The organism is Agrococcus sp. ProA11 (assembly GCF_039880525.1).
Classification (GTDB): Bacteria; Actinomycetota; Actinomycetes; order Actinomycetales; family Microbacteriaceae; genus Agrococcus; species Agrococcus chionoecetis.
In genome coordinates, this window is sequence record NZ_CP156989.1 from 473696 (window position 1) to 495412 (window position 21717).

The window sequence follows — 21717 nt, forward strand, 5'->3', positions numbered from 1 at the left end:
ACCATCGAACACCAGGAGCATTGATGAAGAAGACCACGATCGTGGCGCTGGCAGGCATCGCTGCCGTCAGCATCGCACTGACCGGTTGCGGCCGCGGCGACACGGGCGCCGAGCCCGGAGCCAGCGCGGGGACCGACGGCGAGACGTCCGGTGGCTTCGCCGCTGACGCCGTCATCGGCGTCGCCCTGCCCGACCGCACGAGCGAGAACTGGGTGCTCGCCGGTGACCTGTTCACGGACGGCCTCGAAGAGGCCGGCTTCACCGGCAACGTGCAGTACGCCGGCTCGTCGAACTCGGTCGGCGACCAGCAGCAGCAGATCCAGAGCATGATCGCGGCCGGTGCCGAGGTCATCATCGTCGGCGCCGCCGACACCAACCAGCTCGCGACGCAGCTCGAGACCGCCGAGGCCGCGGGCATCACCGTCATCGCCTACGACCGCCTGATCCAGAACAGCGAGCTCGTCGACTACTACGTCGCCTTCGACAACTACCACGTCGGCGAACTGCAGGCGCAGTCGCTGCTCGACGGCCTCGAGGAGCGCAAGGGCGACCTCGACGCCTGGAACATCGAGCTCTTCTCGGGCTCGGCGGACGACTCCAACTCGGCGGTCTTCTTCGACGGCGCCATGAGCGTGCTGCAGCCGAAGATCGATGACGGCACGCTGACGGTCGTCTCCGGCCAGACCACGGTGCAGCAGACGGCCACCGAGGACTGGGCGGCGGAGAACGCGCAGAACCGCATGGACACGATCCTGCAGAGCTCCTACCAGGGTGAGGACCTGCACGGCGTGCTGGCCCCGAACGACAACCTCGCACGGGCCATCCTCACCTCCGTGCAGAACGATGGGCGCGATGTGCCGGTCGTGACGGGTCAGGACTCGGAGGTCGAGTCGGTGCAGTCGATCGTCGCCGGCGACCAGTACTCCACCATCTACAAGGACACGCGGGCGCTCGTCGCCGCGTCGATCGAGATGGCGCAGGCGCTGCAGGCAGGCGAGGAGCCCACGACGACGGGAACCTCCGACAACGGCGCCATCGAGGTGCCCGCGAACCTGCTCGAGCCGGTCATCGTGACGCAGGCGAACGCCGCCGAGGCGTACGCCGACAACGAGAACCTCGCGCCGCTCACCGAGTAGCAGCGGGATCCGGGCGGACGGGCGGGCCAAGGAGGCCGCCCGTCCGCCTTTGGCGTGCGGCCGCCGTCGGTCAGCCGGAGCCTTCGGAGCCGAGCGACTCCGGATCGGGCAGGTCGGCCACCGCTGCCTGCCAGTGTGCCGCCAGCTCGCCGACATCGACGGCGTAGTCGGCGTAGCGGCAGCCGAGCCCATTCGGCTTCACGGCGATGCCCTCGGCGCGCCAGTGCGGCAATGCCCGCTCCAGCACGTCGCCCGGGAAGTCGCCCGCGTGGCTCGTGATGCGCCACCAGGTGACGTCGCTGCCGTAGTGACGCAGGATCGAGCCGACCTGGCGCGGGCCGATGCCGCAGATGCCGGCGATCACGCCGTACGCGGCGACGCGCCCCTCCGGCACCAGCTCGACGCAGCGCAGCACGCGCTCGATCACGAGCTCCCGGCGTGCATCCACGCCTCCATCCTGCACCCGAGCCCCGACCGTCGTGCACGGCGCAAGCCCGCCGGCCGTGCATCGCTGGGTGGGAGGCAGTGCGGGGCACGAGGCGCGAGCGGACAGTAGGCTCGGGCGGCATGGCAGGTGGTCCCATGCACTACGCGGCATCGATCCTCGATGCGATCGGCAACACCCCGCTCGTGCGGCTGTCGAAGGTGACCGAGGGGATCGCGGCGACGGTGCTCGCCAAGGTCGAGTACATGAACCCGGGCGGCTCCGTGAAGGATCGCATCGCGGCCGCCATGATCGACGATGCCGAGGCGAGGGGGCTGCTCGCTCCCGGCGGCACCATCGTGGAGCCGACCAGCGGCAACACGGGCGTCGGCCTGGCGCTCGTGGCGCAGCAGCGAGGCTACCGCTGCGTCTTCGTCTGCCCCGACAAGGTCGCCGAGGACAAGCTCGCGACGCTGCGCGCCTACGGCGCAGAGGTCGTGGTGACGCCGACCGCCGTCGCGCCCGACAGTCCCGAGAGCTACTACGGGGTGGCGGACCGGCTCACGGATGAGATCGAGGGCGCCTACCAGCCCAATCAGTTCTTCAACCCGGCGGCGCCCGCGGCGCATGAGACCACGACCGGCCCGGAGCTGTGGCGCGACACCGACGGCCGCCTCACCCACTTCGTCGCCGGCATCGGCACCGGCGGCACGATCACGGGCACCGCTCGCTTCCTGCGGCGCGCCTCCGGCGGCGGCGTCACCGTCATCGGCGCCGACCCGGAGGGCTCGATCTACTCCGGCGGCACCGGCCGCCCGTATCTCGTCGAGGGGGTCGGCGAGGACATGTGGCCAGGCAACTACGACCCGAGCGTCGTCGACCGCGTCATCGCCGTCGACGATGCCGAGTCGTTCGCGATGGCCCGCAGGCTCGCGCGGGAAGAGGGACTCCTGGCGGGCGGGTCGAGCGGCATGGCCGTCGTCGCCGCACTGCGGGTGGCGCGCGAGCTGCCGGCAGGCGCCGTCATGGTGGTGCTGCTGCCGGATTCCGGTCGAGGCTACCTGCAGAAGCTCTACTCCGACACCTGGATGCGCTCCTACGGCTTCATGGCCCCCGGCGAGCCGCCGGTCGGTGCGCCGACCGTGCGCGACGTGCTCACGAGCGCGGGCGGGCGAGCGCCCGCCGGCGACGACCCGACGCGACTCGCGCACGTGCGGCCGGCCCACACGGTGCGCGAAGCGATCACCATCATGCGCGAGCACGGCGTCCGGCAGCTGCCCGTGCTCACCGCGGAGCCCCCGGTGGTGGTGGGCGAGGTCGCCGGGGCGGTCGACGAGCACACGCTGCTCGACGCGGTCGTTGCCGGACGAGCGGCACCGACCGACCCCATCGCCCGGCACCTGGGGGAGCGCCTGCCGCAGGTCGGCAGCCGAGACTCGGTCGACGCGCTCGCTGCAGCGCTCGCCGTCCACGACGCGGTGCTCGTGCTCCAGGATGCCAAGCCGCTCGGCATGCTCACCCGCAACGACCTGCTGACCCACCTCTCGAAGGAGGCATGACGTGACCGATCCCACCCGCGCATCCGCGCACGACGACGCGACCAGGGGCTTCGCCACCCGCGCGATCCACGACGGGCAGTCCTTCGACCCGCGCACCGGCGCGGTGATCCCCCCGATCTTCATGACGTCGACCTTCGTGCAGGACGGCGTCGGCGGCTTCCGCGACGGCTACGAGTACTCCCGCGGCGGCAACCCCAGCCGTGATGCCCTGCAGCAGCAGCTGGCCAGCCTCGAGCTCGGCACCCATGCCTTCACCTTCGGCTCCGGGCTGGCCGCGGAGGATGCGCTGCTGCGGGCAGTGCTGCGGCCCGGCGACCACGTGCTCATGGGCAACGACGTCTATGGCGGCACCCACCGGCTCGTCTCGCAGATCCACGGGCAGTGGGGGATCGAGATCTCCACCGCCGACGCCAGCGACCTCGACGCGGTGCGCGCAGCCCTGCGCCCGAACACCAAGGTGCTGTGGGTCGAGACGCCGTCGAACCCGCTCATGAAGGTCGCCGACATCGCAGGGCTGGTCGAGATCGGCCACGCCGCCGGCGCCATCGTGGTCGCCGACAACACCTTCGCCACACCGGCCCTGCAGCAGCCGCTCGCGCTCGGCGCCGATGCGGTCGTGCACTCGACGACGAAGTACATCGGCGGCCACTCCGACCTGGTCGGCGGCGCCGTCATCACGGCGGATGCGTCGCTCGCCGACCGCGTGGGCTTCCAGCAGTTCGCGGTGGGCGCCGTGAACAGCCCCTTCGACGCATGGCTCACGAGCCGATCGCTGAAGACGCTCGCGGTGCGCATCGATCGCCACTGCCGCAGCGCGCAGGCGGTGGCAGAGTCGCTCGTCGGGCACGCGGCGATCGCCGCGGTGCACTATCCGGGGCTCGCCGAGCACCCGCAGCACGAGCTGGCGCGGCGCCAGATGCGCGGCTTCGGCGGCATGGTCTCGATCCAGCTCGCGGGCGGCGCATCAGCGGTGCACGAGCTCGTCGGTCGTACACGGCTGTTCCAGCTGGCGGAGTCGCTCGGCGGCGTCGAGAGCCTCGTGTGCTACCCGACGGAGATGACCCACGCCTCGGTGCGGGGCACCGAGCTCGCCGTGCCGGATGACCTGGTGCGGCTCTCCGTGGGGCTCGAGGAGGCAACCGACCTGATAGAGGATCTCCAGCAGGCGCTCGGCTAGGTCGTTGCGCGGCGCACGCGAACTACAGCAGCGGCTTGCCGCGCTGCTCCGGGAGCGTCCAGGCGGCGGCGGCCGCGATCGCGAACGCCAGCGCGAATGCGCCGAACAGCACCAGCGGCCCTCCCGCGCCGAGCAGGAACGGCACGGCCAACGGCGCCAGGATCGACGCGATCCGCCCGAAGCCCGCCGCAGCACCCGTGCCCGTGCCGCGCACACTGGTCGGGTAGAGCTCCGGGCCGATGGCGTAGAGCGCGCCCCATGCGCCGAGGTTGAAGAACGACAGGGTGCATCCCGCGGCGATGATCATCGCCTCCGTCGACGCGGTGCCGTACCAAGCGGCGGCGCACGCCGAACCCACCAGGAACAATGTGAGCGTTGGCCTGCGGCCCCACTTCTCGATGAGGAACGCGGCCGCGGCGTAGCCCGGCAGCTGCGCGATCGTGATGATGAGCGTGAACTCGAACGATCGCACGAGCGAGAAGCCCTGATCGACGAGCAGCGAGGGGATCCAGATGAACGCGCCGTAGTAGGAGAAGTTGATGCAGAACCAGACGGTCCAGAGTGCGATCGTGCGACGCCGGAGGGCAGGCGACCAGATCGACGGGGTCGGCTCGGCGGCCGCGCTCGGTACCCGATCCGGTGTCTCGGGGTCCGCTCGCGTCGGCGCCGGCACGCCAGCGGCCTCCTCGAACGCCCGGACGGTGCGCTCCGCCTCCGAGACGCGGCCCTTCGACATCAGGAAGCGCACCGACTCCGGCATGCCCCAGCGCACCACGATCGAGAAGACCGCTGGCGCCATGCCGATCGCGAGGCCCCACCGCCAGCCGTCGTCCGAGGTGCCGACGACGAAGGTGCCGATGGTCGCCGCGGCGATCCACCCCACCGCCCAGAAGGCCTCGAGCCAGACGACGACGCGGCCGCGGATCTTCTTCGGGGCGAACTCGCTGATGAGCGTCGACGCCACCGGCAGCTCGGCGCCGAGGCCGAGGCCGACCACGAAGCGCAGTGCCAGCAGGGCCGCGAGCGACCCGACGAGGGCGGAGGCGCCCGTGGCGATGCCGTAGACGAGCAGCGTCAGCGCGAACACGCTCCGGCGCCCGATGCGGTCGGCCAGCAGCCCGCCCACGGTCGCACCGATCGCCATGCCCACGAAGCCGATCGACGCGACCCAGCTGACCTCGACCCTGGTGAGCGCCCACTGCTGCGCGAGCGCCGCGATCACGAACGAGATCAGCCCCACGTCCATGGCGTCGAGCGCCCAGCCGATGCCCGCGGTGCCGAGCAGCCGTCCGTGCTTGCGGGTGAAGGGCAGGCGGTCGAGCCGCTCCGACCGGGACTGGTCGTGGGCGTGGGGAGCGGTCATGCGGAGGCCTCTCGTCGGGGGCGCCAGGGGCACGCTGCGCTGATCGCAGGACGGCACCACGATAGTGCGGCTGAGGGCTCGCACGGATAGCGTTGCCGCATGAGCGAGCGCATCGAGGTTCCCGACGGCGTCGAGCGCATCGAGATCGACGCGTTCGTCGCGGCCTCGGCGGATGCTGTCTGGGAGCTCTGGACCACCACGGAAGGGCTGGAGCGCTGGTGGTGGCCGATGTTCGACGACACCCGCTACGAGCTCGACGTGCAGGAGGGCGGCTGGTACCGATTCCGCACCGCCACCGGTGGCTTCGGCGTGCAGGGTCGCTACCTGCAGCTCGACGACACCAAGCGCATCGTGCAGAGCTGGGACTGGCTCGGCGGCGGCGAGGAGCTGCAGGGCGAGGAGCAGCTCGTGATCATCGACTTCACGGAGCTCGGCGACGGCACGATGGTGCGCGTCACCCAGACCGCGCCCCTGGACGAGCTGGACGATCTGCGCGATGGCTGGCAGGACACCCTCACGCGGCTCGAGGAGCTGCTCGACTGACCACAGCCGCGGGCGCGATCGGTCGGAATCCGCGCACGGGTACGGTCGTACCAGTGTCACCACTGCCGCTCGGCGGACACCGCACGCCGAGCGCATCACCACGATGATGGAGTCTCCGATGAGTGCAGCGTCTAGCGCGACCGCCGATGCCGACCACGCGCAGCACGTGGTCGGAATCGACTTCGGCACCCTGAGCGGGCGGGCCATCGTTGTCCGGGTCGGCGACGGCGCGGAGCTCGGCGCGGCCGTGCACGAGTACGCCAACGCGGTGATCGACGAGCGGCTGCCGGCCTCCGGCGAGCGCCTCCCGCCCGAATGGGCCCTGCAGGAGCCGAACGATTGGCTCGAGGTGCTGCGACGGGCGGTCCCCGCGGCCGTCGCCGCCGCCGGCATCGATCCCGCGACGATCATCGGCGTCGGCACCGACTTCACCGCCTCGACCCCGATGCCCGTGACGCATGACGGCACCCCGCTGTGCCGCGTCGATGGCCTGGCGCAGCGGCCGCACGCGTACCCGAAGCTCTGGAAGCACCATGCCGCACAGACGCAGGCCGACCGCATCACCGCGCTCGCGGCCGAGCGCGACGAGCCATGGCTGCCGCGCTACGGCGGCGCCATCTCCAGCGAGTGGGAGTTCGCGAAGGCGCTGCAGATCCTGGAGGAGGATGCCGAGATCTACGGGCGCATCGATCGCTGGGTCGAGGCGGCCGACTGGATCGTCTGGCAGCTCGCGGGCCGCTACGTGCGCAACGCGTGCACGGCCGGGTACAAGGGCATCCTGCAGGACGGCGCATACCCGTCCAAGGACTATCTCGCCGCGCTCAACCCCGACTTCGCCGACTTCGCCGACAAGCTCGACGCGGAGATCGGCGCGCTCGGGGCCAGCGCGGGACGGCTGACCGCCGAGGCCGCAGCCCTCACGGGGCTGCCCGTCGGCATCGCGGTCGCGGTGGGCAACATCGATGCGCACGTCACGGCACCGGCGGCGAAGGCCACCGCCCCTGGCAGCATGCTCGCGATCATGGGCACCAGCACCTGCCACGTCATGTCGAGCGAGACGCTCGCCGAGGTGCCGGGCATGTGCGGCGTGGTCGACGGCGGCATCGTCGACGGCCTGTGGGGCTACGAGGCGGGGCAGTCCGGTGTCGGCGACATCCTCGGCTGGTATGTCGACAACCAGGTGCCGCCCGCGATCCAGGAGGCCGCGAGCGCGGCCGGCCGCAGCGTGCACGAGCACCTCACCGAGCTCGCATGGCAGGAGCCCGTCGGCGCCCACGGCCTCGTCGCGCTCGACTGGCACAGCGGCAACCGGTCGGTGCTCGTCGACACCAGCCTGTCCGGGCTCGTGCTGGGCACGACCCTCGCCACCCGTCCCGAACAGATCTACCGGGCGCTCGTCGAAGCGACCGCGTTCGGCACCCGCGTCATCGTCGAGGCGTTCAACGCCTCCGGCGTCCCGGTCGAGCGCTTCGTCGCCGCCGGAGGCCTGCTGCGCAATCGCCGCCTGATGCAGACCTATGCCGACGTGCTGCGCATGCCGATCTCCGTCATCGCGAGCGCCCAGGGCCCGGCGCTCGGTGCGGCGATCCACGCGGCGGTCGCCGCCGGCGCCTACGCCGACACGATCACCGCTGGCGACGCGATGGGCGCCGCGGACGAGGACGCCTACGTGCCCGACGCGGCGGCAGCGGACGCCTACGATGCGCTCTTCGCCGAGTACCGCGCGCTGCACGACCACTTCGGCCGCGACGGCAACGACGTGATGCGCCGGCTGAAGGCCATCAGGCGCGACGCGCTGCAGGCGACCGCATGAGCAGCGAGGCCGCGATTCGGAGCACGCGCGAGCAGGTCGCCGCGCTGCACGCCGAGCTCGTGCGGGCGGGGCTCGTCGTCTGGACCGGCGGGAACGTCTCCGGCCGGGTGCCGGGCCAGGAGCTGTTCGTCATCAAGCCGAGCGGCGTCTCCTACGACGAGCTCACGCCGGAGTCCATGATCGTCTGCGACCTCGACGGCCAGCCGATCCCGGGGAGCGAAGGCTCGGAGCGCTCACCCTCGAGCGACACCGCAGCGCACGCCTACGTCTATCGCCACATGCCGCATGTCGGCGGCGTCGTGCACACGCACTCCACCTACGCCACCGCGTGGGCGGCCCGCGCCGAGCCGATCCCGTGCGTGATCACGGCGATGGCAGATGAGTTCGGCGGCGAGATCCCGGTCGGCCCGTTCGCCATCATCGGCGACGACTCGATCGGCCGCGGCATCGTGGCGACCCTGACCGGGCACCGCTCACGCGCGGTGCTGATGCAGAACCACGGCCCGTTCACGATCGGCAGTGACGCGAGGGATGCCGTCAAGGCGGCCGTGATGTGCGAGGACGTCGCGCGCACGGTCCACATCGCACGCCAGCTGGGCGATCCCGTCGCCCTCGCACCCGAAGCGATCGATCGGCTCTTCCAGCGCTATCAGCACGTCTACGGCCAGTCTCCGCAGCTCCCGGGATAGTCGGCGTCCGGTCAGGCAGCGGATCACGACGACACGGTCGTTCGTCGGCCTAACGAGACGTAGGCTGGTACTCGCTATCTGACAGGAAGAGGGAAGCATGCTGCTCGCGATCGTGAACGCTCGGGTCGTGCCCGTCGAAGGAGACGAGTTCCAGGGCACGATCCTGGTCGAGGATGGGCGCATCGGTGCGCTCGGGACCGACATCGTCGTGCCTGACGGCGCGACCGTGCTGGACGTCGCGGGAGCGCAGGTGACGCCCGGGCTCGTCGACGCCCACGTGCACCTCGGTGTGCATCCCGAGGGCGACGGCAGCGCCGCCAGCGACACCAACGAGATGACCAACCCCAACACTGCGGGGGTGCGCACCGTCGATGCGATCGACCCCTTCGACGAGGGCTTCGATCTCGCACTCGCGGGCGGGGTGACGACCGTCAACGTCAACCCCGGCTCCGGCAACCCCATCGGCGGGCAGGCGACCACGCTGCACACCCACGGACGCATCGTCGATCACATGGTGCTGCGAGAGCCTGCGGGGGTGAAGAGCGCGCTGGGTGAGAACCCGAAGCGGGTGTACGGCGAGAAGAAGGTCACTCCCTCGACCCGACTCGGCACGGCGAAGATCATCCGCGACGCCTTCGTAGCGGCTCAGAACTACCAGCGCCGGCACGCCGATCCCGAGAACGACGAGCGCCATGATGTCGACCTCACGATGGAGGCGCTCAGCAAGGTGCTGCGCCGTGAGATGCCGTGGCGCCAGCACGCGCACCGCGCCGACGACATCGTCACCGCGCTGCGGCTGCAGGCCGAGTTCGGCTACGACCTCGTGATCGACCACGGCACCGAGGCGCACGTGGTCGCCGATCTGCTGGCCGAGCGCGGCGTCCCGGTGCTCATCGGCCCGCTGTTCACCACCAAGTCGAAGATGGAGCTTCGCGGTCGCTCGATCGCGAACCCGGGCAAGCTCGCCGCAGCCGGCGTCGAGATCTCGATCATCACCGACCACCCCGTGATCCCCATCTCCTTCCTCGTGCACCAGGCGTCGCTGGCCGTGCGCGAGGGCCTCGACCGCCAGACGGCGCTGCGGTCCATCACCATCAACCCCGCGAAGGTGCTCGGCGTCGCCGCAGAGGTCGGCTCGCTCGCGGTCGGCAAGCGCGCTGACATCGTGGTGTGGAGCGGCGACTGGATGGATCCGATGGCTCGTCCGCGCACCGTGCTGATCGATGGCCGTGTGGTCTTCGAGCACGACGCCAGCACCGGCGAGGAGCGCATCGCTTCCCGACACGAGGTGCCGCTCCGGCTGATGCAGGAGTGACGGTCGAGACCGGCGTCGCGTTCAGCAGGCGCCACCGCGTCATCACGCTCATCGTGCTCGGGCTGCTCGCCGGGCTCGGGCCGTTCACGATCGACCTCTACCTGCCGGCGTTCCCGGCAGTGAAGGACGACTTCTCGACCACGGATGCGGCCGTGCAGCTGACGCTCTCGGCTACCACGCTCGGGTTCGCGTTCGGGCAGCTGGTGGTCGGACCGCTGTCCGACCGCATCGGGCGGCGCAAGCCGCTGCTGATCGCGACCAGTGTGCACGTGCTCGCGAGCGTCGCGGTCGCGATGGCGCCCGACCTCCTCACGCTCTCGCTCATGCGCATCGTGCAGGGCTTCGGCGCCGCCGCCGGCACGGTCGTGGCGATGGCGATGGTGCGCGACCTGTTCGGCGGCAAGCAGCTCACGACGGCGCTCTCGCGGCTCGCGCTGGTGATCGGCATCGCTCCGATCGCGGCTCCGGTGGTCGGCTCCTGGCTGGTCGGCATCATGCACTGGCGCGGACTGTTCTGGGTGCTCGCGGCGTACGCCGCGCTCGTGATCGTGCTGCAGCTGCTCTTCCTGCGCGAGACATTGCCTGCCTGGCTGCGGCACGCGCCCGGGCACTCCACGCTCCGGCAGCGCTACCGGGCGGTGCTCACCGATCGCGTCTTCATCGGCGTCGCCGTCATCGGCGCGAGCATCTTCGGCGGCATGTTCGCCTACATCTCGACGTCGTCGCTGCTGCTGCAGGAGGTCTACGGCTTCTCTCCGGCCGAGTTCGGGACCGTCTTCGCGCTGTGCTCGATCGGTGTGCTCATCGGCACCCAGGTCGCGGGCCGAGCAGCGAACCGCTTCGGGCCGCAGTGGGTGCTCGCTGTCTCCACGGCGCTGCTGGTCGTGGCTGCGGCGCTGGTGGTGACGCTGGACGTCGCGGGGCTCGGCATCGTCGGGCTGGTGCCGCCGCTCGTGCTCTTCACCTTCGCGTTCGGACTCTCGATGCCGTGCGTGCAGACGCTCGCCCTCGCGGGCCACCAGAACGAGGCGGGCACCGCGGCGTCGCTGCTCGGCGCACTCAACATGTCGATCGCGGGCGCCGTCAGCCCGATCGTGGGTCTCTTCGAGATCGAGGACGCCATCCCCATGGGCGTCATCATGCTCCTCTGCGGTGTGCTCGCCACATGCTCGCTCTGGTTCATCGTGCGGCCGCGCAGCGTGCCCGCCATCGCCTGAGCGGGGTGCCGCGCGGCCATAGGATGTCGTCATGACTGACGAGCTCGCGAGGGTCCAAGCAGAGATCGAGGCAGCCAGGCAGGCGCAGCGCGAGGCCGAGGCTCGGCTCGCGGAGCTGCAGCAGAGCGAGGAACGTGCGCGCGACGACACGTCTGCCACGCAGTCCCAGACCGCGGCGCCCGCAGCGGCGCCGTCGGATGCGCAGCGCGAGGACGGCGGGCCGCTCGACGCGGAGGCCGTCGCCGAGATCCGCTCGGGCTACGCGTTCGCCGGTGCGGCGCTGGAGATGGGCGCGCTCGTCAATGGCGAAGCCGACGCCGAGACCCAGGTCCGCATCCCGCTGCAGATGGTCAACCGCCACGGGCTGATCGCCGGTGCCACCGGCACCGGCAAGACCAAGACGCTGCAGGTGCTCACGGAGCAGCTCTCGGCTGCCGGCGTTCCGGTCTTCGCCGCCGACATCAAGGGTGACCTCTCCGGCATCGCCACACCCGGCACATCGAGCGACAAGCTGCTGGCCCGCACAGCCGGCATCGGCCAGACGTGGGTGCCGAAGGCCGCCCCCGTGGAGTACTTCGCGCTCGGCGGCGTCGGCCACGGCGTGCCCGTTCGCGCGACCGTGCTCGACTTCGGGCCGACTCTGCTGTCGAAGGTGCTGGGTTTGAACGACACGCAGGAGTCCAGCCTCGGGCTCATCTTCGGCTACGCCGATCAGGCGAAGCTGCCGCTCATCGACCTGAAGGATCTGCGCGAGCTGCTGCTGTTCCTCACCGGCGATGAGGGCAAGGAGGAGCTGCGGCAGCTGGGCGGCATCTCGTCGCAGACCGCCGGGGTGATCCTGCGAGAGCTCACCGCCTTCAGCGCGCAGGGTGCGGATGTCTTCTTCGGCGAGCCAGAGATCGACACGCGCGAGTTCCTGCGCGTGACCCCCGAGGGACGCGGCGTCGTGAGCCTGCTGGAGGTGCCCGGCGTTGCCGACCAGCCGGCGCTCTTCTCGACCTTCCTCATGTGGCTGCTGGCCGACCTCTTCGAGGATCTGCCGGAGGTCGGGGACATCGACCGACCGAAGCTCGTCTTCTTCTTCGACGAGGCGCATCTGCTGTTCAAGGACGCCTCCAAGGATTTCCTCGCGGCCATCGTGCAGACGGTGCGCCTCATCCGTTCGAAGGGCGTCGGCATCTTCTTCGTCACCCAGACTCCCAAGGATGTGCCGAGCGACGTGCTCGCCCAGCTCGGATCCCGGGTGCAGCACCAGCTGCGAGCCCATACGCCGGACGCGGAGAAGGCGCTGCGCGCGACCGTGCGCACCTACCCGAAGAGCGCGTACGACCTCGAGGAGGTGCTCACGAGCCTCGGCATAGGCGAGGCGATCGTGACCGTGATGAATGAGAAGGGCGCGCCGACGCCCGTGGCGTGGACGCGGCTGCGCGCTCCCGAGGGCTCGATGGATCCGACGCCCGAGGCCGACATCGAGCGCGCCGTGCAGTCCTCCGCGCTGCTGTCGAAGTACGGCGAGGCCGTCGACCGGCAGTCGGCCTACGAGATCCTGCAGGCGAAGCTGCAGGCGGCGCAGAAGGCGGAGCAGGATGCGGCGGCGCGCGATGCCGCGGACGAGGAGGCCAAACGCCTGGAGGCGGAGGCCAAGCGCAACCGCCCGAAGCCCTCCTCCACGTCGTCGTCGAGCGGCGGCAACGTGATCACCGACTTCCTCGGCTCGCGCTCTGGTCAGGCGATGATCCGCGACGTCGTGCGCGGCATCTTCGGCAACCGACGCCGGTGAGCGCCACCGCCTACACGTCCCGGGACGTCCGCCCGCGCGTCATCGGCGCACTGCGCCTGAAGCGCGTGCAGCTGATCGTCGCGAGCATCCTCGCGATCGTGCTCATCGCGTTCTTCATCGTCAACCCCGGCAACTGGGCGCTCCCGTGGGTGTGGACCGCTGCGCTGCTCATGGCCATCGCGACCGTGCTGTCGCTGTTCGCCAAGCAGATCTCCGGCGCGACCATGGCGCTGGTCGTGCCCATGCTCGACCTGCTGGCGTTCGGCACGCTGTTCGCGGAGCCCGAGGTGCCGCGAAACGTCGCGATCATGATGGTGATGCCGGCGTTCTGGCTCGGCGTCACCGCCGGCAAGCGCGGCATCGCGATCGTCGCGGTCGCCAGCGCGCTGCTGGCGTCGGTGATGATCCTGCGGGCCTTCAATGCCACCGGGGTGTCGCTCACCGCCAACGTCGTGGGGGCGGTGCTCGTGCCGATCGCCCTCATCGCGACGGCCTGGTTCGCATACAACTATTCCCGGACGATCGAGCGGCAGCAGCTGGCGATCATGCAGCGCGAGCGCGAGAAGACGGCGCTTGCGAAGGAGCGCGCCGCCGACGCCGGCCTGCTCGACGCGATCTTCGAGACGGCCCGGGTGGGCCTGCTGCTGCTGGACGCGGACGGCAACGTCAAGCGCCTCAACTCGACCCTCGCGCAGCACCCGCTGCTGGCCGGCAGCTCGATGTCCGACCTGCTGCGCCACGCGCGCATCCTCGAGCTCGAATCCCGCAAGGAGATCCCGCGGTACGCATCGCCGTTCGTCCGAGCAGCCAGAGGCGAGGCCTTCGACAACGTCGCGTTCTGGGTCGCGCGCTCGGATCGCGGCGACGAGATGTCGGCCGTGACGGTATCGTCGCGCCCGATCACGATCGACGGGGAGTTCCGCGGCTCCATCGCCTCGATCGACGACGTCACGACCTACATGCGCATGCTGGAGGACCGCGACGACTTCGTCGCTCTCGTCTCCCACGAGCTGCGCACACCGCTGACCTCGATCGCCGGGTTCCTCGAACTGGTGCTCGACGAAGAGCTGCCGGAGTCGCTGCGGTCGTGGTTGATGATCGTGCAGCGCAACGGCGATCGCCTCCGCGCGCTGGTCGAGGATCTGCTGATCGTCGGGGAGATGAGCCGGGGCGAGGTGCGGCTGGAGCGCTCGCGCGTCGACCTGCGCGTGCTCGCTGCGGAGGCGGTGCACACGCTCAACCACCGCGCCCGCCGGCACGGGCTGCGGCTGCACCTCGAGGACGGCCCGCCGGCGGTGGTCGAGGCGGATCCGCGGCGCATCACGCAGGTGATCGAGAACCTGATCTCGAACGCCATCAAATACACGCCTGAGGGCGGCTCGGTCGACGTGCGGATCGACGGCGAAGGCGAGCAGTGGCGCGTGCGTGTCATCGACGACGGCCAGGGTGTGCCGCAGGCGGAGGCGCTGCGGGTGTTCGAGCGCTTCTACCGCTCGACGAGCGCGCGCTCCTCGGGGGTGCCGGGAGCCGGACTGGGGCTGTGGATCTGTCGCATGATCATGGACGCGCACGACGGCTCGATCGCGTTCGAGAGCGAGCTGGGAGCCGGTTCAACCGCTTCGTTCCGCCTGCCCGCCAGCGCCTGACACATCGTCCGCGCCGGCGAATCCGGTGCGCGTCATCTCACCCCACACCTGCCGCTGTCCCGTCACGCCGGACCACCAGCCCTGGAGCCGCCACACGGCGGTCAGCTGGCGGTAACCCAGACTCTCGGCGACGATAGCGGTGAGGGTGGCGCCCAGGTCGCGCCAGCGCTCGTAGCGGTGGAAGCTCGCCTCTTCCACGATCACGGCGGCGAGCGTCACGAGCGTGCCATAGCCGTAGGAGGCCAGCAGCAGCAGGAGCGCCATTGTCGGGTCGACCGCGCCGACCGCCAATCCGAGCACCACGAGCACGAGGCCGACGAGCTCGAAGAGCGGCGCGAGCAGCTCGAACAGCCAGTAGTAGGGGAGGGCGAGCCACCCGATGCGGCCGTAGCGGGGATTGCAGAGCATGCTGCGGTACTTCCACAGCACCTCCCACAGGCCGCGATGCCAGCGTCGTCGCTGGCGCGCGAGCACGGCCAGGGTCGAAGGCGCCTCCGTCCAGCTGACGGGCTCGGCGACGAACGCCACGCGCGCATCGCGTCGACCATCACGGATCCAGCGCTGGATGCGCATCACGAGCTCGAAGTCCTCGCCGATCGCGTCGGGGTCGAGTCCGCCGAGCTCGAGCAGCACATCGCGGCGGAACATCCCGAAGGCGCCGGAGATCAGCACGAGCGCGCGCAGATCCGACCAAGCGGTGCGGCCGAGCAGGAAAGCGCGCAGGTACTCGACGACCTGGATCCGGGCGATGAGCTGCTTCGGCATCCGCATCTCGACGATGCGGCCACCGGAGACGCGGCTGTTGTTGACGATGCGCACGACGCCGCCTGTGGCCACCACCCGGTCGGGGTCATCGGCGAAGGGCTTCGACACCGACAGCAGCGCATCCGGCTCGAGGATCGAATCGGCATCCACCATCACGACGAGATCCTTGCTCGCCACGTCGAGCCCAACGTTGATGGAGTCGGATCGACCGGAGTTCTCCTTGTCGACCACGACGAGCGGCACCACACCGCCGCGCGCGCGCCACACGCCGCGCACCGTGCCGCGGATCGGCAGTCGGCCGGGAAGGTCGCGATCGTCGGGCACCAGGTCGTAGGTCTCGCGCAGCACCCGCATGGTGTCGTCGGAGCTGCCGTCATTGATCACGATGACCTCGTGATCGGGGTAGCGCAGGTCGAGCACCGACCGCACGCTCGTCCCGATGACGGCTGCTTCGTTGTAGGCCGGCATGAGCACGGTCACGCCCTGGCTCAGGGGCGATGCCGCCATCGCGTCGTCGCCTCGGTGATGCCGGGTGCGGAGGTAGCGGGCGAAATGCCGGGCGGCGAGCAGCACGAGCAGCAGCATCGCGGTGTTCGCGAGCAGGAAGTAGATCGCGGCGGGCCACGCGAGCACGGCGAAGATCGCCTCGAGGGTGTCGTGCAACCAGGTCATGCTGTCGTCTCCCGTCGGGGGAGTTCTGCCGCGCGCCGCACCGCGGGCGAGCCGTCGCTGTCAAGCCGCGCCATAGCATCCGCGGTCCACGCCGCGGGCATTGCCGCCAGTGTGCGTGCCGCGGCCTCGCCTTCGCCCGCGTCGGCGAGCGCCAGCGACAGCAGCCCGGGAACCGCCGACCTGGCGGGCAGACGACGCAGGGAGCGGACGGCTGCAAGCCGGACCGAAGGGTGCGGGTCGTGGATGAGACGCGCGAGCGTGTCACTGGAGCCAGGCACCTGCAGCAGGCCGGCGACGCGCGCGGCACCGTGGCGCACACCGGCGTCCTCGTCGGTGAGCGCCTCCCGCACGCGATCGCTCGCGGCGAGGCCCTGGTCCAGCAGGGCGGAGGCCGCGACGCTGTTCGGCACTTCGCTGCCGGCCGCGAGGGCGCTGACGGCGATGTCGACGGCGACGGTATCGGTGTACGCGCCGAGCGCTCGCACCGCCACGGTGCGCACGACCGGCGACCGGTCGCCCGCGAGCCGACACAGCAACTCGAGCGCACCCGGAGGCCGAAGCAGCCCGAGCCCCTCGGCGGCGTCGGCGCGCAGCGACACGCTGCGGTCGCGGCTCGCCGCGAACACTCGCTCGGTGATCCCGGCGGCGTCACCGATCAGCCGCAGGCGATCGGCCGCCTCGCCCGTGACATCGCGCAGCATGTGGAAGACCGTGCGGCGGACGTGGCGCTGCTCGTCGTCGCCGAGCGCCCGCACGCGCGCGAGCAAGGATTCGATCTCGTCGTCCTCCGCGACGGTTCCGAGCAGGACGAGCGGCCGGAGTCGCCGATCGAGCCGCTCGCGCCGACGCTGGCTTCGATGCCGCACGGCGCGCTGCACGAGCAGTGAGATCAGCATGCCGACGACCACGGCCGCCGTGGTCAGTGCGATCGCCAGCATCACGGCGGGCGGCAGCGGCGTCATCCGACGGCGGCAGAGATGCGGGCCAGGAGCGCGCGGGGGCTGAACGGCTTGGTGACGTAGTCGTCGGCGCCGGCTGCGAAGCCCGCCTCGATGTCCTTCTCCTGGCCCCGAGCGGTGAGCAGGATGACAGGGGTGCGGTCGCCGTCGTCCCGGATGACACGCAGCACATCCACGCCCGACATTCCGGGCATCATGACGTCGAGCACGATCACCGACCAGCCGCCTTCGCGGATCGCATCGAGCGCCTGCGCGCCGTCCGCGCGCGTGACTACCTCGAGGCCGGCGGCCTCCAATTTGATCGCGACGAGATCGCGGATGTCGCGGTCGTCGTCGACCACCAGAACACGGGCGCTCACGGCGTGGCCGTTGCACGCGCGGTGCGGGACGGCGGACGGCTTGGGCGCATGCGTGCTCCGACGTGACGAGTCTGCGGTGTGACGCCAGGCTACACCGTGCATGGCCCATCTTGCCGCTGGCGGAGGATAGGGGATTCGAACCCCTGAGGGCTTGCACCCAACACGCTTTCCAAGCGTGCGCCATAGGCCACTAGGCGAATCCTCCGTGCCGACCTCAAAAGGTCAACCCTGCGATTCTAGCCCTACGAAGAACGGGGGCGGGAACCGAAGTCCCCGCCCCCGTCATGCAGAGGTGATTCAGCCGCAGATCTCGTACTCCGCAACCGAGGCCGACAGCGTCGCCTCGTCACCGAGCAGGAACACCGGCGGCTGGTCGAGCCGCAGGCTCTCCGACACGATGGACGAGTCGATGCAGGTCGGGCGCGTGAGGTACAGCGGCGATCCCTCGGCGGCTGCGAGCGCCGAGGCGCTCAGAGCATCCGGGAACTTGAGGCCGCTGGCGATGTACATCGCCGGCACGGGGCCGGAGAAGAACGCCTGGTTCACGAGCACGGCCGTCTGGAAACGGTTCGAGCCAGCGAAGCGGTGCACCGCAAGCCCCTCGTTGTCGAGATCCAGCTCGATGCCGTTCGACATCGAGTGCTGGTCTCCCTGGAGGTACGCGTTCATCGCTCCCAGGCGGTCGAGCTCTGCGAGCGTCGCGTCGTCCGCGCCGTCCGCGCGCCCGTCCACCAGCAGGATCGGCGCGCCGACCTTGCCCGCCGCAGCGCCCGCCGACAGTGCGTCGGGGAAGTTGCGGCCGGTTGCGAGGAATGCGCTGTCGGCACCCTCAGCGAACGCATACTGCGCGACCAGACGGCTGGTCTCGTAGCGGTTGGCGCCGCCGAGGCGGACCACGTCCCCTGCGATGTCCCCGAGGTCGGCAGCGACCGCGGCCGAGACCGAGGGCTCACCGCCCACGATCACGATGAGGTCGGGCGACAGGCGCTCGATCTCCTCCATCACCGAGGACGGCACGGCGTCCGGCATCGTGAGCAGCAGCGGAGCGTCGTCGCTCGCGGCAGCGGGAGCCGCCGTGAGCCCGTCCGGGAACGTGAGCCCGCTGGCGACGTAGACGACGTCAGCGCCGTCCGGGTAGCCCTGCTGCGAGATCGCGACCGAGGTCTCGAACCGGTTCCCGCCCGCGAGGCGGTCGGGAGCGGGCAGTGCGACCTCACCGGTCGTGACGTGGACGTAGGTCCGCTCGTCAGCGCCGCTGTAGCCCATGACGCCGAGGTACTCGGCGTCCAGGTCGAGGCCGCGCCACTCAGCTGCGAAGCTGAACGACTCGCCGATCGAACCCATCACGGATGCCGGGTCGGCAGCGAATGCGCCCTCCTGCTGGCCGTCGCCGACGCCCACCGTGTCGACGGCGAACTCCATCGGCTCGCCCGACTCTCCTGCGGCGTAGAGGTCCACGATGACTCGGTACTGACCGGCCGTCGGGTTCTCGAGCAGGATCGTCTCGTCAGCTGAACCGGTCGCACCGCTCCACTGCTGCACCGGGACGCCGCCCTGCAGTCGCTGCAGGTAGACGTCGAGGTCGGCGGTGTTGTCGGCTGCGTCGAGCGAGATGTAGCGAGCGAGCTCGCCGGCCGGGATGCTGAACGGGTAGATGAACACCTCGCCGGTGGCACCGGCGTCAGCCCCGAGCTCCACGAACGGAGCCAGGCCGTTGGCGTCGAAGGCGATGTTGCCCTCGATGCCCGAGACGCCCGAGATCGGCGTCTCGCCCGACGTGCCCATGCCCTCGACCCAGGTCGGCACCGCGATGGCCACCGGTCGGACCGCGAGCGGCGAGCGCACCGTGTGCTCGGCGCTCGTCCAGGTGAGCGAGCCCGTCGACCACGAGCCCAGGGCCGCGTCGGTCGTCGTGAACGTCACCTCGTAGGTGGCCGTCTCTCCGGCGGCGCCGAACGAGAGCGTGGCAGGCGAGACCTCGACATCGACGCCCGGCACGCCGGAGGTCGAGACGGAGTACGAGCCTGCTTCGAGCGCGGTCACGGTGCGGGTCACCGTCTGGGTGCCCGCGAGCGAGCCGACCGCGATCGACGCGATGTTCACGTCGCTCGGGTCGATCGCGCTGCCGACCCACTCGTCCGGCAGACCGTAGCCGAGGCCGCGGAGGTAGCCGAACCAGTCAGTGGTGCCGTTCTGGTAGATCAGACCGGCGTCCAGCATCGACTGCGTGTTCACGTGGCCTGCGCCGTGCGCCCACACGTCGGTCGACGGCGAGCCGTCGGCGTTCAGCGTGTCGGTCGCGGTCGTCATCATGGCCGACTTGACCTCCGCGGGCGTGGCGTTGGGGTGCGCACCGAGGTAGATGGCTGCGAGGCCCGCGACATGCGGGGCGGCCATCGACGTGCCCGAGAGGAACCGGAAGGTCGGCTCGCCATCGGCCGGGTTGGGGCCGGCCGCGATGATGCCGACTCCGGGAGCCGCGACGTCGGGCTTGATGACGTCGGAGCCCTCAGCGAGGGCCGGGCCGCGCGACGAGAAGCCGGCGACGATCGGTGCGACGGTCTCGATGCCGGACGAGTTGCCGGACTCGAGCGTCACCTCAGCACCGGGCATCCGCGCGGCAGCGAGCAGCTGGTCGCGGTACTCCGCGTCCAGGTGCACGGTCGGGATGACGTGGTCGTCCAGGTCGAGCGACCCGGGCGTCACGTTCACGAGCACCGTGGCGATGCCGCCTGCGGCAGCGACCTCCGCGGACTTGTCGACGCGCGCGATGACACCGCGGTCGCAGAGCACGACCGCACCGTCGGCGAGCAGCGGGTTGAGCGTGTCCTCGAGGCAGAGCGCCGCGTCAGCGGGAGTTGCTCCGACGGCGGGGATGTCGCCTGCGTAGACGAACGGACCCGTGACCGGATCGGCGTCCTCACCCATGGGCACGGTCACCGAGGCGCCCGGCAGCTTGCTGCCGTCGTCGAGGATGACGGTCGCCTCGTAGTTCGGGATGCTCGACGCGGCGACGGTGGTGTACCAGGGAGCCGCGTGATCGAGCGTCGACGCGTCGGGACCGGAGTTGCCTGCCGAGGCCGACACGAACACGCCAGCAGCCGCAGCACCGAGGAACGAGATGTCCGTGGGCGTGGCGACGGAGGTGGCAGCGCCACCGCCGATCGAGTAGTTGATCACGTCGACGCCGTCGATCACTGCGTCGTCGATCGCCTGCACCAGGTCGCTGGTCGCGCAGCCGTCGTCATCCTGCGAGTCGGGGTCGGGGCCCGACCAGCAGACCTTGTAGGCCGCGATGCGGGCCTCGGGCGCGACACCAGACATGGTGCCGATGTCCTGGCCGCCAGCGGTCTCGATCGCCACCTCGGCGTTGCCGGCCGCAGTGGATGCGGTGTGCGAGCCGTGGCCGTCGCCATCGCGCGGCGACTCGTACTCGCCCTCGGCAGCGCCGCCGATGCGGTCGGCGCCGAAGCCGTCGACGTAGTAGCGCGCGCCGATGATCTTCGTCGAGCAGTCGTCAGCGGTGAACTGGGGTCCGGTCTCGCAGAAGCCGACGAAGGTGTTTCCGTCGCCCTTCTCGAAGACGATGCCCGCGCCGTCGCGGTAGGGCTCTGCGCCAGCGGTGGTGCCGAGCGGCTCGCCCGCGAACAGCGGGTTCTCGGGGGCGATGCCGGTGTCGAGCACACCGACGACCACGCCGTCGCCGGCCTCGTCGACGCCGCCGACCTCGGCCCAGAGGCCCTCGAGGTCGAGGAACTCGTTGGCGGGGCTCGCCGTGATCTGGAGGATCTCATCGGGGAAGATGTGGGAGACGCGAGCGTCGCGAGCGAGCTCGAGCGCCTGGTCGGCGGTGAGATCGGCGACGAAGCCGTTCATCGTCACCGTCATGCTGGTCGCGATCTGCGCGCCGATCCCGTTCGCGACAGCCGACTGCTCGCTCTCGAGGTGCGCGGTGTAGGCCGCCGCCGCCGACGTGGAGACATCGATGTCTGCAGTGCCGGACGGTGCGGTGCGTGCCAGGTTCGGAAGCCCGCCGCGATACGTCGCGAGCGCGTCTCCGTCCAGCACGACGATGTAGCGGCCGTTGTCGAAGCCGCTGGTGTCGATCGAGAGCTGTTGCTCGATCGGCGCCGCGCTCGCCGAGGCTGCACCGAGCACCGAAGCCCCCGCGCTGAGCGCGAGGGCGGTGGTGAGTGCGAGGCCACGGCGAAGACGCACACGCCGAGGGGTGTGGGTGTTCACAGGTGATCCTTCGTTCGTGACGAAGCCCCACACAGAGTGAGGGGCGGATGGGCTCGAA

General features: G+C 70.6%; 16 protein-coding genes and 1 tRNA gene. 10 read left to right on the forward strand and 7 right to left on the reverse strand.

What is annotated here, in order from left to right:
- Positions 1-23: 23 nt before the first annotated feature.
- Positions 24-1136 (forward strand): sugar-binding protein, encoded by a 1113-nt coding sequence (locus ABG090_RS02295; protein ID WP_347756027.1) that lies wholly within the window; start codon positions 24-26, stop codon positions 1134-1136.
- A gap of 70 nt (positions 1137-1206) precedes the next feature.
- Here the strand turns inward: ABG090_RS02295 and ABG090_RS02300 are convergent, their stop codons facing one another.
- Positions 1207-1584, reverse strand: a complete 378-nt coding sequence (locus tag ABG090_RS02300; protein WP_347756029.1) for an MGMT family protein — start codon at positions 1582-1584, stop codon at positions 1207-1209.
- A 134-nt stretch (positions 1585-1718) separates the two neighbouring features.
- On the opposite strand from ABG090_RS02300, the gene ABG090_RS02305 reads away from it, so the two are divergent.
- Positions 1719-3119, forward strand: a complete 1401-nt coding sequence (locus ABG090_RS02305; protein WP_347757665.1) for a cystathionine beta-synthase — start codon at positions 1719-1721, stop codon at positions 3117-3119.
- A gap of 1 nt (position 3120) precedes the next feature.
- Positions 3121-4296, forward strand: coding sequence for a cystathionine gamma-synthase (locus tag ABG090_RS02310; RefSeq protein ID WP_347756031.1), 1176 nt, complete (start codon positions 3121-3123; stop codon positions 4294-4296).
- A gap of 22 nt (positions 4297-4318) precedes the next feature.
- Here ABG090_RS02310 and ABG090_RS02315 read toward each other — a convergent pair whose 3' ends face one another.
- Positions 4319-5659, reverse strand: a complete 1341-nt coding sequence (locus ABG090_RS02315) for an MFS transporter (RefSeq protein ID WP_347756033.1) — start codon at positions 5657-5659, stop codon at positions 4319-4321.
- Between the two features lie 99 nt (positions 5660-5758).
- Between ABG090_RS02315 and ABG090_RS02320 the strand changes: the two genes are divergently transcribed.
- The 7 genes from ABG090_RS02320 (at position 5759) to ABG090_RS02350 (ending at position 14662) form a co-directional block, all read left to right on the forward strand.
- Positions 5759-6202, forward strand: a complete 444-nt coding sequence (locus ABG090_RS02320) for an SRPBCC family protein (protein ID WP_347756035.1) — start codon at positions 5759-5761, stop codon at positions 6200-6202.
- A 118-nt stretch (positions 6203-6320) separates the two neighbouring features.
- The gene (araB, locus tag ABG090_RS02325; RefSeq protein WP_347756037.1) at positions 6321-8015 is read left to right on the forward strand and encodes a ribulokinase; all 1695 of its coding nucleotides are present in this window, start codon (positions 6321-6323) and stop codon (positions 8013-8015) included.
- Positions 8012-8704 carry an L-ribulose-5-phosphate 4-epimerase gene (locus tag ABG090_RS02330; RefSeq protein ID WP_347756039.1) on the forward strand — a complete coding sequence of 231 codons (693 nt, stop codon included), beginning with the start codon at positions 8012-8014 and terminating at the stop codon, positions 8702-8704. Before araB ends, ABG090_RS02330 begins: the two co-directional genes overlap by 4 nt.
- A gap of 97 nt (positions 8705-8801) precedes the next feature.
- A complete protein-coding gene (locus ABG090_RS02335) occupies positions 8802-10019 on the forward strand; it encodes an amidohydrolase (RefSeq protein ID WP_347756041.1) in 1218 nt (405 codons plus the stop codon).
- Positions 10016-11236 (forward strand): multidrug effflux MFS transporter, encoded by a 1221-nt coding sequence (locus ABG090_RS02340; protein ID WP_347756043.1) that lies wholly within the window; start codon positions 10016-10018, stop codon positions 11234-11236. Before ABG090_RS02335 ends, ABG090_RS02340 begins: the two co-directional genes overlap by 4 nt.
- 31 nt (positions 11237-11267) lie before the next feature.
- Positions 11268-13016, forward strand: coding sequence for a helicase HerA-like domain-containing protein (locus ABG090_RS02345; RefSeq protein ID WP_347756045.1), 1749 nt, complete (start codon positions 11268-11270; stop codon positions 13014-13016).
- Entirely contained in the window at positions 13013-14662 is a 1650-nt protein-coding gene (locus ABG090_RS02350; RefSeq protein ID WP_347756047.1) for an ATP-binding protein, read from the forward strand. Before ABG090_RS02345 ends, ABG090_RS02350 begins: the two co-directional genes overlap by 4 nt.
- Here ABG090_RS02350 and ABG090_RS02355 read toward each other — a convergent pair.
- From ABG090_RS02355 to ABG090_RS02375, 5 genes are all read right to left on the reverse strand, one after another.
- On the reverse strand, positions 14627-16099 hold the full coding sequence (locus tag ABG090_RS02355; RefSeq protein WP_347756049.1) for a glycosyltransferase family 2 protein: 1473 nt from the start codon (positions 16097-16099) through the stop codon (positions 14627-14629). The two genes, ABG090_RS02350 and ABG090_RS02355, sit on opposite strands and share 36 nt — an antisense overlap.
- Entirely contained in the window at positions 16096-17061 is a 966-nt protein-coding gene (locus tag ABG090_RS02360; RefSeq protein WP_347756050.1) for a HEAT repeat domain-containing protein, read from the reverse strand. Before ABG090_RS02360 ends, ABG090_RS02355 begins: the two co-directional genes overlap by 4 nt.
- Entirely contained in the window at positions 17058-17417 is a 360-nt protein-coding gene (locus ABG090_RS02365) for a response regulator (RefSeq protein ID WP_347756052.1), read from the reverse strand. The genes ABG090_RS02360 and ABG090_RS02365 overlap by 4 nt, the downstream gene beginning before the upstream one ends.
- Positions 17418-17534: 117 nt before the next feature.
- Positions 17535-17622: transfer RNA gene (locus tag ABG090_RS02370), tRNA-Ser, on the reverse strand.
- 92 nt (positions 17623-17714) lie between these two features.
- Positions 17715-21659, reverse strand: coding sequence for a cell wall-binding repeat-containing protein (locus ABG090_RS02375; protein ID WP_347756054.1), 3945 nt, complete (start codon positions 21657-21659; stop codon positions 17715-17717).
- Positions 21660-21717 lie beyond the last annotated feature (58 nt).

Coding starts and splice junctions, on each gene's coding strand:
- ABG090_RS02320 (WP_347756035.1), top strand. CDS start 5,759: ATGAGCGAGCGCATCGAGGTTCCCGACGGCGTCGAGCGCATCGAGATC.
- ABG090_RS02360 (WP_347756050.1), bottom strand. CDS start 17,061: ATGACGCCGCTGCCGCCCGCCGTGATGCTGGCGATCGCACTGACCACG.
- ABG090_RS02355 (WP_347756049.1), bottom strand. CDS start 16,099: ATGACCTGGTTGCACGACACCCTCGAGGCGATCTTCGCCGTGCTCGCG.
- ABG090_RS02345 (WP_347756045.1), top strand. CDS start 11,268: ATGACTGACGAGCTCGCGAGGGTCCAAGCAGAGATCGAGGCAGCCAGG.
- ABG090_RS02315 (WP_347756033.1), bottom strand. CDS start 5,659: ATGACCGCTCCCCACGCCCACGACCAGTCCCGGTCGGAGCGGCTCGAC.
- ABG090_RS02335 (WP_347756041.1), top strand. CDS start 8,802: ATGCTGCTCGCGATCGTGAACGCTCGGGTCGTGCCCGTCGAAGGAGAC.
- araB (WP_347756037.1), top strand. CDS start 6,321: ATGAGTGCAGCGTCTAGCGCGACCGCCGATGCCGACCACGCGCAGCAC.
- ABG090_RS02295 (WP_347756027.1), top strand. CDS start 24: ATGAAGAAGACCACGATCGTGGCGCTGGCAGGCATCGCTGCCGTCAGC.
- ABG090_RS02305 (WP_347757665.1), top strand. CDS start 1,719: ATGCACTACGCGGCATCGATCCTCGATGCGATCGGCAACACCCCGCTC.
- ABG090_RS02330 (WP_347756039.1), top strand. CDS start 8,012: ATGAGCAGCGAGGCCGCGATTCGGAGCACGCGCGAGCAGGTCGCCGCG.